This is a genomic window from Klebsiella sp. 141161, assembly GCF_050600815.1.
Classification (GTDB): Bacteria; Pseudomonadota; Gammaproteobacteria; order Enterobacterales; family Enterobacteriaceae; genus Klebsiella; species Klebsiella aerogenes.
The window spans coordinates 22,310-34,938 of record NZ_JAQIRN010000007.1; the positions used below are offsets into that span (position 1 = coordinate 22,310).

At 59.3% G+C, this 12,629-nt stretch carries 9 protein-coding genes and 1 pseudogene; 5 read left to right on the forward strand and 5 right to left on the reverse strand.

What is annotated here, in order from left to right:
- Window positions 1-31 precede the first annotated feature (31 nt).
- Both PGR79_RS17850 and PGR79_RS17855 read left to right on the forward strand, forming a co-directional pair.
- A complete protein-coding gene (locus tag PGR79_RS17850) occupies window positions 32-1,423 on the forward strand; it encodes a GntP family permease (protein ID WP_045397687.1) in 1,392 nt (463 codons plus the stop codon).
- Window positions 1,424-1,446: 23 nt separating this feature from the next.
- Window positions 1,447-2,217 carry a 3-hydroxybutyrate dehydrogenase gene (locus tag PGR79_RS17855; protein WP_430922190.1) on the forward strand — a complete coding sequence of 257 codons (771 nt, stop codon included), beginning with the start codon at window positions 1,447-1,449 and terminating at the stop codon, window positions 2,215-2,217.
- A 63-nt stretch (window positions 2,218-2,280) separates the two neighbouring features.
- On the opposite strand, the gene PGR79_RS17860 is transcribed toward PGR79_RS17855, so the two are convergent.
- The gene (locus tag PGR79_RS17860) at window positions 2,281-3,153 is read right to left on the reverse strand and encodes a LysR family transcriptional regulator (protein WP_048228686.1); all 873 of its coding nucleotides are present in this window, start codon (window positions 3,151-3,153) and stop codon (window positions 2,281-2,283) included.
- A gap of 106 nt (window positions 3,154-3,259) precedes the next feature.
- Between PGR79_RS17860 and budA the strand changes: the two genes are divergently transcribed.
- The 3 genes from budA to PGR79_RS17875 are packed head-to-tail and all read left to right on the forward strand — an operon-like array spanning window position 3,260 to window position 6,521.
- The gene (budA, locus tag PGR79_RS17865; RefSeq protein ID WP_015705188.1) at window positions 3,260-4,039 is read left to right on the forward strand and encodes an acetolactate decarboxylase; all 780 of its coding nucleotides are present in this window, start codon (window positions 3,260-3,262) and stop codon (window positions 4,037-4,039) included.
- Window positions 4,040-4,048: 9 nt separating this feature from the next.
- Complete coding sequence (alsS, locus tag PGR79_RS17870; RefSeq protein ID WP_430922192.1) at window positions 4,049-5,728, forward strand: acetolactate synthase AlsS; 1,680 nt, start codon at window positions 4,049-4,051, stop codon at window positions 5,726-5,728.
- Window positions 5,729-5,750: 22 nt separating this feature from the next.
- Window positions 5,751-6,521: a (S)-acetoin forming diacetyl reductase gene (locus tag PGR79_RS17875; RefSeq protein WP_087857867.1), complete on the forward strand. Its 771-nt coding sequence runs from the start codon at window positions 5,751-5,753 to the stop codon at window positions 6,519-6,521.
- A gap of 184 nt (window positions 6,522-6,705) precedes the next feature.
- Here PGR79_RS17875 and PGR79_RS17880 read toward each other — a convergent pair whose 3' ends face one another.
- The 4 genes and pseudogenes from PGR79_RS17880 to PGR79_RS17895 all read right to left on the reverse strand — a co-directional run bounded on the left by PGR79_RS17880 (window position 6,706) and on the right by PGR79_RS17895 (window position 12,629).
- On the reverse strand, window positions 6,706-7,233 hold the full coding sequence (locus PGR79_RS17880; protein ID WP_430922286.1) for a tetratricopeptide repeat protein: 528 nt from the start codon (window positions 7,231-7,233) through the stop codon (window positions 6,706-6,708).
- Between the two features lie 18 nt (window positions 7,234-7,251).
- Window positions 7,252-9,411: pseudogene (gene ccmI, locus PGR79_RS17885) on the reverse strand (c-type cytochrome biogenesis protein CcmI); the annotation flags it as partial.
- 79 nt (window positions 9,412-9,490) lie between these two features.
- Window positions 9,491-10,834 (reverse strand): c-type cytochrome, encoded by a 1,344-nt coding sequence (locus PGR79_RS17890; RefSeq protein WP_161801909.1) that lies wholly within the window; start codon window positions 10,832-10,834, stop codon window positions 9,491-9,493.
- A gap of 10 nt (window positions 10,835-10,844) precedes the next feature.
- Entirely contained in the window at window positions 10,845-12,629 is a 1,785-nt protein-coding gene (locus PGR79_RS17895; protein ID WP_015366945.1) for a GMC family oxidoreductase, read from the reverse strand.

Consider the following 12,629-nt stretch of genomic DNA (forward strand, 5'->3'; position numbering starts at 1 on the left):
CCGACAATAACAATGATAGTGAGGAGTCGTAATGAGTGTGTTGATCGCCCTGGCCGCGCTGGCATTACTGATGCTGGCTGCGTATCGTGGATATAGCGTTATCCTGTTTGCCCCTATCGCCGCGCTTGGCGCGGTTCTGCTCACCGACCCGAGCGCGGTAGGACCTACCTTTACCGGCCTGTTTATGGAAAAAATGGTCGGATTCGTGAAGCTCTATTTTCCGGTATTTCTGCTCGGCGCCGTCTTTGGCAAGCTGATTGAACTATCGGGCTTCTCGCGCTCCATCGTCGCCGCCGCGATTCAAATTCTCGGGCGTCGACATGCGATCCCGGTGATCGTGCTGGTCTGCGCCCTGCTGACCTACGGCGGCGTTTCGCTGTTCGTGGTGGCTTTTGCGGTCTATCCCTTTGCCGCCGAACTGTTTCGCCAAAGCGGTATCCCGAAGCGACTGATCCCGGCAACCGTCGCGCTGGGCGCGTTCTCATTCACCATGGATGCCCTGCCGGGCACCCCGCAGATCCAGAACATTATCCCCACCAGCTTTTTTGGCACCAACGCTTGGGCGGCCCCCTGGCTTGGGTTGATAGGTTCACTGTTTATCATCACCTTCGGTTTACTGTGGCTGGAGCGACAGCGGCGTAAAGCGCTCGCGAATGGCGAGGGTTACGGTACCGATCTGCAAAACGAGCCGCAGACGCCGGATAACATCAATCTGCCGCATCCGCTGATCGCCATTGCCCCGCTGCTGCTGGTCGGCGTGCTGAACCTACTGTTTACCCGCTGGATCCCGCAGTGGTATGGCGCCAGCCACGAACTGACTCTGCCTGGGCTTGCCAAGCCCATCGTCACCGAGGTCGGTAAAATCACCGCTATCTGGGCCGTCGAGGCCGCGCTGCTGTCCGGCATCGTCGTGGTGCTGTTGTTCGGATTTCGCAATATCCGCGGCCGTCTGGCGGAAGGCAGCCGTACGGCGGTCGGCGGCGCGATCCTCGCGGCGATGAATACTGCCTCGGAATATGGTTTCGGCGCGGTGATTGCCGCCCTGCCGGGTTTCCTGGTGTTGTCGAAAGCCCTGACCGCTATTCCCAATCCCCTGTTAAACGAGGCGATTAGCGTGACCGTGCTGGCGGGGATCACCGGCTCCGCCTCCGGCGGAATGAGCATCGCGCTGGCGGCAATGTCCGATACCTTCGTGGCCGCCGCCCACGCCGCCAATATCCCGCTTGAGGTACTGCACCGCGTCGCGTCAATGGCCAGCGGCGGCATGGATACCCTGCCGCATAACGGCGCCGTCATCACGCTGCTGGCAATCACCGGCTTAAGCCATCGCCAGGCTTACGGCGGCATTTTCGCCATTACGCTTATCAAAAGCCTCGCGGTTCTGTTTGTCATTGCCGTGTTCTATTTAACCGGCATTGTCTGATGCCTGATTTAAGGAGTAACGAAATGAATTTGAACGGTAAAACAGCGCTGGTCACCGGCTCCACCAGCGGTATTGGTTTAGGCATTGCCAAAGTGCTGGCGCAGGCCGGCGCGCAGCTGGTGTTGAATGGTTTTGGCGACAGCATGAGCGCGCGAGCCGAGGTTGCCGCGCTGGGTAAAATTCCCGGCTATCACGATGCCGACCTGCGCGACGTCGGGCAAATTGAAGCGATGATGCGCTATGCCGAAAGCGAATTTGGCGGCGTCGATATTGTGATTAATAACGCCGGGATCCAGCATGTGGCGCCGGTGGAGCAGTTCGCGGTGGAAAAATGGAACGATATTCTGGCGATAAATCTGTCCAGCGTCTTCCACACCAGCCGCCTGGCGCTGCCGGGCATGCGCGAGCGCAACTGGGGGCGGATTATTAATATTGCCTCCGTGCATGGGTTAGTCGCCTCGAAAGAGAAATCCGCCTACGTCGCCGCCAAGCATGGGGTGATTGGCTTTAGCAAAACGCTGGCGTTGGAGACCGCGCGTACCGGTATAACCTGCAACGCGATTTGCCCCGGCTGGGTGCTGACGCCGCTGGTTCAGCAGCAGATCGATAAACGTATCGCAGAGGGGGCCGACCCGGAGCAGGCCAGAGCGCAGCTGCTTGCCGAAAAACAACCTTCCGGAGAATTCGTGACGCCTCAGCAACTGGGTGAAATGGCGCTATTTTTATGCAGCGACGCCGCCGCGCAGGTGCGCGGCGCGGCGTGGAATATGGATGGCGGCTGGGTGGCGCAGTAACGGGTAACCCAACGGAGAAAAGATCAGCGTATCTCCGTTGGGTCGCGCTATGCGTCCCGGGAATTAGAACATCTCTAAAAATCGCTTCACCGTACGCGAGCGCTCGAAGCGACGCCAGGCGATGGCAATATCGGTCTTGACCGGCGTCCCCTGTATCGATTGATAGCTGACGTTGGGCAGCGCGATGCAGGTCATCGACTGCGGCACCAGCGCGAAACCAAATCCGGCGTTAACCATACTCAGCGACGATGAAATCTGCGACGACTGCCTGGCGCGGTTCATATCGATACCGGCGCGCAGGCAGCTATTGAACACCAGCTCATACAAGCCCGGCGCCACTTCGCGCGGGAAGAGGATCGGCGCGACGTCCCGCAACTGTTCCAGCGCCAGCGTCGGTTCCGCTGACAATGGATTATCGCGCGGGAGCGCAATGACCATCGGCTCTTCATCAATGATACGCAAGTTAAACGCCTTACTGCTTTCACACGGCAAACGGACAAAGGCGATATCGATCTCCGCCTCGCTCAGCGCCGCCATCAAATTCGCCATGTTGCCCTCCCGTTGATGGAGGACGACGCCTGGGTGATCGAGCTGAAAACGGTGCAGCAAGGTGAAGATTTGCGGATGGAAAGCATCAGAACTGGTAATGCCTAATGACAAGCTGCCGTTCATTCCGCGAGCAATGCCCTTGGCCTTTTCCAGCGCCGCATCGCTCAGCGCGAGGATTTGGCAGGCATCCTCATAAAAGGACTCCCCGGCTTCGGTCAGCTCCACCCCGCGGGTTAGCCGACGCAACAGCGGAGTACCAACCTCACGCTCAAGCCTCTGAATTTGCTGACTTAACGGTGGCTGTGAGATACCCAGTTCTTTCGCTGCCCGGGTGAAGTGCCGCGTCCGGGCGACGGCGACAAAATAGCGTAGATAACGAAGTTCCATATCGAAAACGTCTCAAACCAGCATGGTTTCTATATTGGAACTGTGAGCTGAATCGGGTCAACCTTTATTTAATCTTTCTTATATTTGTTGAACGAGGAAGTGGCTCATGAATCATGCTTCAGATTGCACCTGCGAAGAGAGTCTGTGTGAAACGCTACGCGCGTTTTCCGCCCAGCATCCCGATAGCGTGCTATATCAAACTTCGCTGATGAGCGCCCTGCTCAGCGGCGTCTACGAAGGTACCACCACCATTGCGGACCTGCTGAAGCACGGCGATTTCGGCCTCGGCACCTTTAATGAGCTCGACGGCGAGCTGATCGCGTTTAGCAGCCAGGTGTATCAACTGCGTGCCGACGGCAGCGCGCGTAAAGCGCGGCCGGAACAGAAAACGCCGTTTGCGGTGATGACCTGGTTCCAGCCGCAGTACCGTAAAACCTTTGACCATCCGGTCAGCCGCCAGCAGCTGCATGAGGTTATTGACCAGCAAATTCCTTCCGACAATCTGTTCTGCGCGCTGCGAATCGATGGTCATTTCCGCCACGCCCATACCCGCACCGTGCCGCGTCAGACGCCGCCCTACCGGGCGATGACCGACGTGCTCGACGATCAGCCGGTTTTCCGCTTTAACCAGCGTGACGGCGTACTGGTCGGTTTTCGTACCCCGCAGCATATGCAGGGCATAAACGTCGCCGGCTATCACGAACACTTCATCACCGATGACCGCCAGGGCGGCGGCCACCTGCTGGACTACCAGCTCGACCATGGGGTATTGACCTTCGGCGAAATTCATAAGCTGATGATCGACCTTCCCGCCGACAGCGCGTTCCTGCAGGCCAATCTGCATCCCGATAATCTCGATGCCGCCATCCGTTCAGTAGAAAGTTAGGAGGTTCACATGGACAAACAGTATCCGCAGCGCCAGTGGGCGCACGGCGCCGATCTGGTCGTCAGCCAACTGGAAGCGCAAGGCGTACGCCAGGTCTTCGGGATCCCCGGCGCTAAAATCGATAAGGTTTTCGACTCGTTACTGGACTCCTCAATCCGCATTATTCCGGTGCGCCACGAGGCCAACGCCGCCTTTATGGCCGCCGCGGTCGGGCGCATTACCGGCAAAGCGGGCGTCGCGCTGGTGACCTCCGGACCCGGTTGTTCCAACTTGATAACCGGGATGGCCACCGCTAACAGTGAAGGCGATCCGGTGGTGGCGCTGGGCGGCGCGGTCAAACGCGCCGATAAAGCCAAACAGGTACACCAGAGTATGGATACGGTGGCGATGTTCAGCCCGGTCACCAAATACGCCGTAGAAGTGACCTCACCGGATGCGCTGGCCGAGGTGGTTTCCAATGCCTTTCGCGCCGCCGAGCAGGGTCGCCCGGGCAGCGCCTTCGTCAGCCTGCCGCAGGATGTGGTCGATGGCCCGGCGACCGGCAAAGTGCTGCCCGCCAGCAGCGCGCCGCAGATGGGCGTCGCGCCTGACGAGGCAATCAATCAGGTTGCGAAGTTGATTACCCAGGCGAAGAATCCGGTGTTCCTGCTTGGATTAATGGCCAGCCAGACGGAAAACAGCGCCGCGCTGCATCGTTTGCTGGAAACCAGCCATATTCCGGTCACCAGCACCTATCAGGCCGCCGGAGCGGTCAATCAGGATAACTTCTCGCGCTTCGCCGGGCGCGTCGGGCTGTTTAACAATCAGGCCGGTGACCGCTTATTGCAACTGGCCGACCTGGTTATCTGCATCGGCTATAGCCCGGTGGAATACGAGCCGGCGATGTGGAACAGCGGCAACGCGACGCTGGTACACATCGACGTGCTGCCCGCCTATGAAGAGCGTAACTACACGCCGGATGTCGAGCTGGTGGGCGATATCGCCGGCACGCTGAACAAGCTGGCGCAAAATATCGATCATCGGCTGGTGCTCTCGCCGCAGGCCGCTGAAATCCTCCACGACCGCCAGCATCAGCGCGAACTGCTCGATCGCCGCGGGGCGCAGTTGAATCAGTTTACTCTGCACCCGCTGCGCATCGTCCGCGCCATGCAGGATATCGTGAATAGCGACGTCACGCTGACGGTCGATATGGGGAGCTTTCATATTTGGATCGCCCGCTATCTCTACAGCTTCCGAGCCCGTCAGGTGATGATCTCCAACGGTCAGCAGACCATGGGCGTCGCCCTACCGTGGGCCATCGGGGCCTGGCTGGTCAATCCGCAGCGCAAAGTGGTCTCGGTCTCCGGCGATGGCGGTTTTCTGCAATCCAGTATGGAGCTGGAAACGGCGGTCCGCCTGAAAGCCAACATCCTGCATCTTATCTGGGTCGATAACGGCTACAACATGGTCGCTATCCAGGAAGAGAAAAAATATCAACGCCTGTCCGGCGTCGAGTTCGGACCAATGGATTTTAAAGCCTATGCCGAATCCTTCGGCGCGAAAGGGTTTGCGGTGGAAAGCGCTGATGCGCTGGAGCCAACGCTACGCGCGGCGATGGATGTCGACGGCCCGGCGGTGGTCGCCATCCCCGTAGATTACCGCGATAACCCGCTGCTGATGGGCCAGCTACATCTGAGTCAGATTCTTTAAGTCATCACAAAAGGAAATGGAAATGAAAAAAGTCGCACTTGTCACCGGTGCCGGTCAGGGCATTGGTAAAGCTATCGCGTTACGCCTCGTGAAGGACGGTTTTGCCGTGGCGATCGCCGATTACAATGACGTTACGGCAAAAGCCGTGGCGGATGAAATCAATCAGCACGGTGGGCGAGCAATCGCGGTCAAAGTCGATGTTTCCGACCGCGAGCAGGTGTTTGCCGCCGTCGAACAGGCGCGGAAAACGCTGGGCGGATTCAACGTCATCGTCAACAACGCCGGGGTTGCGCCATCAACGCCTATCGAATCCATTACGCCGGAGATTGTCGACAAGGTCTACAACATCAACGTTAAAGGGGTGATCTGGGGGATTCAGGCGGCAGTCGATGCCTTTAAAAAAGAGGGTCACGGCGGCAAAATCATCAACGCCTGTTCCCAGGCCGGTCACGTCGGCAACCCGGAACTGGCGGTCTACAGCTCGAGCAAATTCGCCGTACGCGGTTTAACGCAAACCGCCGCCCGCGACCTGGCGCCGCTGGGTATTACCGTCAACGGCTACTGCCCGGGGATTGTGAAAACGCCGATGTGGGCCGAGATCGATCGTCAGGTCTCCGAAGCGGCCGGTAAACCTCTGGGCTATGGCACCGCCGAATTCGCCAAACGCATCACCCTCGGCCGCCTGTCGGAACCAGAAGATGTCGCCGCCTGCGTCTCTTACCTTGCCAGCCCGGATTCCGATTATATGACCGGTCAATCGCTGCTGATCGATGGCGGCATGGTGTTCAATTAATAAAAAATAAGCTCTGACATGGTTTGCCCCTGCCTGTTCGCAGGGGCTTTTTTTCGTCTGTTACGGCGTTATTTTGCCGGATGGCGGCTGCGCCTTATCCGGCCTACCGTTCGCGCGGTCACTGCCATTTGTAGCCCCGGTAAGCGACAGCGCGACCGGGGAGCAGTGCAGAAAAAGCAAATATTTACCGCGCCTGCTGCTGCGCCTGCGCCAGCTGGCGGGCAATCGCCTCGCGGCGGGCATCGCCCTCCGGCAACAACATCAGTAGCTGCTGTAGCGCCGCTACCGCCTGCGGATAGTCTTCATTGCGGACCGCGCTGAGCGCCAGCATCTCCAGCACCGGCAGGTTTTTCGGCTGCCGCTGATGCAGCTCGCGCAGCAACAGCTCGCCCATTCGCATCTGCGCGTTATCGCCCGCCCGCACCAGCGCGCTGGCATAATCAAAGCCTGCCGCCGGGTCAGCCGGGGCCAGCTTATACGCCCGTCCAAAAGCGCCGATCGCCGTCTCGCCATCGTTTAGCAGCAGGCCGAGCCGCCCAAGCAGTTGCCAGCCGGCGAGATCGTCAGGGCTATCCTGCAGATGGCTGCGCAGCCCAAGCCTCAGTTGAGCCAACTCATCCATCCGCAGCGGCGCAGCGGTCGGATCCTTCGCCTGCGCCAGCAGCGCGGGATAATGACGCTCGCTTTGTCGCCACAGCAGCACCTGACCCACATCGCTGGTTTTCAGATAGAGCCCGCCGCTGACGAAGACCAACAATAGCGCCCCCGGTAGCAGCAACCAGCGGCTAAGCGGCCGAACGCGCGTTGGTTCCTGCGGCGAGATATCCGCCAGCAACGTACGTTGCAGCTCGACAATCATCTCCTCATTACCGTCAGTACGCTCCTGCTCAAGTTCGCGCAGTCGGGACTGGTACAGCGAGCGGTTTATGTCATTGCGATCCGCTGCTGTTTTCTGTTGCCGCGACCGGCGGTAACGCGGATCGAGCATACAGCACAGCCCACCCAGCGCCATCAGTACGCCGCCGTACCAGATCCAGCGCACGAACGGTTTGTAGTACAGACGCACCGCCCAGCTGCCATCATCCAGTTCTTCTCCCAGCGCGGCGTAAAGATCGCGGGTAAACCCGCCGCTGATGGCCGCTTCGGTCATCATCATCCGGCTGGCGGTGTAAAAGCGTTTTTCGGCATACAGCGTGGCTTCCGGGCGACCATTGCGGCTGACGGCAATCACCCCCTCGCCGCCGCTCCAGTTCGGCCCGACGATATTACGCACGCCCTTGAAGACGAAGTGATAACGATGAATATCGAGGCTGTCGCCAGCCCGCATGCGGACATCGCGCTCAATGCTGTAGTTCTGGCTGAAGGTGATGCCAATGACGGTTACCGCCACGCCGACATGGCCGAGCGCCATGCCCCACTGGCTACGCGTTAAGGTACGCAGGCCGCGCCAGAAGCCGTGGCGATGCGTGGCCCGTTCATGGACTTCAATCAGCGCGAAGATAAGCACCCACAGCGCCATCATCAGGCCGATAACCGCCATCGCGGTGATGCGGTCCTGAAGAAGCCATGGTAAGACCAGAGAAAGTGACAACGTCACAAGAAGCGATATCGCCAGTCGTTTAAGCTGTTTACGTGGCTCATCGCGGCGCCAACGAATCAGCGGCCCTAGCCCCAGCAGCAGTGCAAACGGCGCCATCAGCGCGGTGAACATGGTATTGAAGAACGGTTCGCCGATCGATATCGTCCCCAGCCCCAACGCTTTATGCACCAACGGCAGCAGCGTGCCTAACAGCACCACCAGCATCGCAGCCATCAGCAGAATATTGTTGCCAAGCAGGAACGACTCGCGCGACCAGAGCGTATGTTCCACTCGCGCCCGCACTCGCCCGCCTTTCACCGCATACAGCAGCAGCGAGCCGCCAATCGCGAGGGTCAACAAAGCCAGTATAAACATCCCGCGCGCCGGATCGGAGGCAAAGGAGTGCACCGATACCAGCACGCCAGATCGCACAAGGAAAGTCCCCAACAGGCATAGCGAAAACGCAGCCAGCGCCAGCAGCACGGTCCAGGCGCGGAAGCTGCCGCGCTTTTCGGTTACCGCCAGTGAATGCAGCAACGCGGTGCCAACCAGCCACGGCATAAACGAGGCATTTTCCACCGGGTCCCAGAACCACCAGCCGCCCCAGCCCAGTTCGTAATAGGCCCACGCCGAGCCCAGCACGATCCCAAGTGTCAGGAACATCCACGCCGCCTGCGTCCACGGGCGCGACCACCGCGCCCACGCGGTATCCAGCCGTCCCGCCAGCAGTGACGCAATCGCGAAGGCGAAGGCCACCGAGAAGCCCACGTAGCCCATGTAGAGGATCGGTGGATGAAAAATCATCCCAATATCCTGCAGCATAGGATTGAGATCGCGGCCATCTACGGGATACAGCGGCAGGCTGCGGCTGAACGGATTGGAGGTGAACAGGATAAATAGCAGGAAACCGAAGGCGATCATCCCCATCACCGCCAGCACCCGCGCTACCGCGTCGGGCGGCATCTGACGACTGAAGAGCGCGACGGCGAACGTCCACACGCTGAGCAGCAGCACCCACAGCAGCAAAGAGCCTTCGTGCGCTCCCCAGGTAGCCGCCACCCGGTACCACACCGGCAGCGCGCTGTTGGAGTTTTCCGCCACGTAGCGGATGGTGAAGTCATTGATTACAAAGGCATGCACCAGCAGCGCAAACGCGCCGATGATGCAGATAAACAGCGCACAGGCCAGCGGCCGGGCTAATGCCATCAGCCATCGTTCCTGGCGCGCTGCGCCCCATAGCGGAAAGATACTTAGCAGCAGCGCCAGCCCTGCCGCCAGACACAGCAGGTAGTTGCCTAGTTCCGGCATCATGGCTGTGTCCCCTGTTGTTCAGGTGTCATCACGTTTTTTACCTCAGGCGGGGCGAATCCAGTGCCCCGCCCCGGCCCAGTTACTCTGCAGCAGCCGGCAGTTTCGAGACGTCGGCATTACCTAACGCCTTCTCATCGCGAATCATCGACTTATCTTTTCGTACTTTCGCCACATCGCTGGCGCTCACCGGCGGCGCGTTGTTGCCCCAACTGGTGCGGATGAAGTTGACCACATCCGCAACCTGTTGATCGTCAAGACGCCAGCCGAATGACGGCATAGTCAGGTTCGAGACCGCATCCTTCACCGCCGGCGTGGTGTTGCCGGTCAGAATGATGTGAATCAGCGAGGTCGCATCTTCGGTCTGTACCACCGGGTTGCCTTTCAACGACGGGAACGCGCGTTTATAACCGACGCCGTCGGTACGGTGGCAGGCAGCGCAGTTATCGACGTACAGCGCCGCGCCGGTTTTGCTGTCATCGCCTTTCCACAGATCTTTCGCCACACTATCTTCCACCGGAGCTGGCGTCTGTTTACCGCCGCGCGGCGGTAACGACTTCAGATAGCGGGCAATAGCGGTGATATCGTCATTCGAGAGATACTGCAGGCTGTGCTCAACCACGTCGCTCATGCCGCCGAAGACCACGGATTTATCATTGCGCCCGGTTTTAAGGAACTCGGCCAGTTCAGCTTCGCTCCAGCTTCCCAGCCCGTCGCGATTTTCACCGCGCAGGCTGGATGCCACCCAACCGTCAATCGGCGCATTGCTACCCGCCAGGTAGTTATCACCTTCGCTTTCGCTAAGCGCTTTTTCCTGCATCGTCAGGCTACGCGGGGTGTGGCAGGCGCCGCAGTGGCCAAGGCCTTCCACCAGGTAACGGCCGCGCTCCAGTACCGGGTCCACCTGCGGATTGGCGACAAAGTCGCTCGGCGTCGGGGCGAAGATGCCGCGCCAGAACGCCAGCGGCCAGCGCATCGACAGCGGCCACGGAATGTCCGTGTCTTTGTTGGCGACGTTAACCGGCTCCACGCCGTGCATAAAGTAAGCGTACATGGCGCGCATATCCGCTTCGTTGATACGGGCGAAGGAAGGATACGGCATCGCCGGATAGAGCGTTGAGCCGTCTTTACGCACGCCTTTACGCACCGCGTCGTCAAACTCTTCGAAGGTATAACCGCCAATACCGTGCGCTTTGTCCGGCGTGATGTTGGTGGAATAAATGGTGCCGATCGGTGTTTCCATTGGCAGACCGCCGGCAAAAGGTTTGCCCTCTTTACCGTTGGTGTGGCAGGCCACGCAGTCGCCGGCGCGCGCCAGATATTCGCCCTGCTTAATCAGATTACTGTCCGCAGGCGCCTCTTCGGCGAACGCCGCGCAGCTTAACGCACCGAGAACCAGTGCCGATAACCATTGCATTTTCATGATTTGCTTTCCCTTATGCCTGCACCAATGGACCCGGATTTCTCAGGTACTGTTCGCGGATAGCCTTCGCCGACCAGTAAGCCAGCGCGGCAACGGTCCCCGTCGGGTTGTAGCCCAGCCCCTGTGGGAAAGCGGAAGCGCCGATGACGAAGACGTTATGCACGTCCCAGCTCTGCAGATAACGGTTCACCGCGCTGGTTTTCGGATCTTCGCCCATCACCGCGCCGCCGTTCATATGGGTGGTCTGGTAGCTGGTGGTGTCAAAGTGGCTATTGGCGTTTTTCGGGCTGCCGAGCATATATTTCGGCTTCATCGCTTTGGCGATCGGCGCCATCTTATCGAACATAAACTGCGCCATCTTGATGTCGTTTTCCTGCCAGTCGAAGGTCATGCGCAGCAGCGGCTGACCAAAGACGTTTTTGTAGTTCGGATCGAGATCGAGATAGTTCTGGCGATAGGACTGATGCGCGCCGTGGGCATCCATCGACAGGTGGTGGGTGTAGGTGTCGGCCACCGCCGATTTCCATTTACTGCCCCACGCCGGGGTACCCGGAGGCACCGGCACGCCGGAGATAGGCTTGGTCCCCGCCTGGTTGACCCAGAATGGCGAACCGCCGACGAAGCCCGCCGCGCCGTGATCGAAGTTATCGGCGTTGAAGTCATCGACGCCTACGCCGTTGCCGCCCGCGCCAATGAACGGGTTGGTGAAAGTATCTTTATCGAAAATGGCCTTGATAGTGGTCATGTTCTGATAGGCGAAGTTACGCCCGACGACCCCTTCGCCCGTCTCAGGATTGTACGGTTTACCAATCCCGGAAAGCAGCATCAGATGCACGTTATGGAACTGGAAGGCGCCGATAATCACCAGATCCGCCGGCTGTTCCATTTCACGGCCCTGACCGTCGACATAGGTCACACCGGTGGCGCGGGATTTATCGTCGGTCAGATTGACCTTCAGCACGTTGGCGTTGGTACGCAGTTCAAAGCGTTTTTCCTGGCGCAGCGCCGGCAGAATGTTCACGTTCGGCGAGGCTTTCGAATACATGTAGCAGGCGTAGCCGCTGCAGAAACCGCAGAAGTTACACGGCCCCATCTGCGCGCCATAAGGGTTGGTATAGGAGTCGGAGGTGTTTGCGGAAGGCAGGTTATACGGATGATAGCCCACTTCCAGCGCCGCCTTTTCAAACAGCTGCGCCGACCAGGTATTTTTCTGCGCCGGCAGCGGGAAATCGTCCGAGCGATCCGGCGCGAAGGCGTTACCGCCGCGGCCTTTACCGACAACCTTCCCTTTAACCGACCAGGCGGTACCGGAGGTGCCAAAGACTTTTTCCGCTTTATCGAAGAACGGTTCCAGTTCGTCGTAGGTGACGCCGAAATCCTGGATGATCATATCCTGGGGAATGAAGTTTTTGCCGTAGCGCTCTTCATAGTGGCTGCGCATACGCAGTTCGATCGGATCGACGCGAAAATGCACGCCGGACCAGTGCAAACCCGCGCCGCCAACGCCGGTCCCCGGCAGGAAGGCGGCCAGTTGGCGATAGGGTACCGCCTGCTGGCTGGTGTTGTGACGAATCGTCACCGTGCTTTTAGAGAGATCCTGGAACAGCTTGCGGCGGATGTTATAGGTCAGCTCATCGATAACCTGCGGATAAGCGCCGTCCGGCCAGGTATCGCGCATCGGGCCGCGCTCCAGCGCGACGACGTTGAGCCCCGCTTCCGTCAGCTCTTTGGCCATAATCGCGCCAACCCAGCCGAAGCCAACGATCGCTACATCGGTTTTTTTCAATACGGTCGCCAT

Bases quoted from the DNA above. Each gene is read 5' to 3' on its own strand.
- PGR79_RS17850 (WP_045397687.1), top strand. From the start codon at position 32: ATGAGTGTGTTGATCGCCCTGGCCGCGCTGGCATTACTGATGCTGGCT.
- PGR79_RS17855 (WP_430922190.1), top strand. From the start codon at position 1,447: ATGAATTTGAACGGTAAAACAGCGCTGGTCACCGGCTCCACCAGCGGT.
- PGR79_RS17860 (WP_048228686.1), bottom strand. From the start codon at position 3,153: ATGGAACTTCGTTATCTACGCTATTTTGTCGCCGTCGCCCGGACGCGG.
- budA (WP_015705188.1), top strand. From the start codon at position 3,260: ATGAATCATGCTTCAGATTGCACCTGCGAAGAGAGTCTGTGTGAAACG.
- alsS (WP_430922192.1), top strand. From the start codon at position 4,049: ATGGACAAACAGTATCCGCAGCGCCAGTGGGCGCACGGCGCCGATCTG.
- PGR79_RS17875 (WP_087857867.1), top strand. From the start codon at position 5,751: ATGAAAAAAGTCGCACTTGTCACCGGTGCCGGTCAGGGCATTGGTAAA.
- PGR79_RS17895 (WP_015366945.1), bottom strand. From the start codon at position 12,629: ATGGCGACCGTATTGAAAAAAACCGATGTAGCGATCGTTGGCTTCGGC.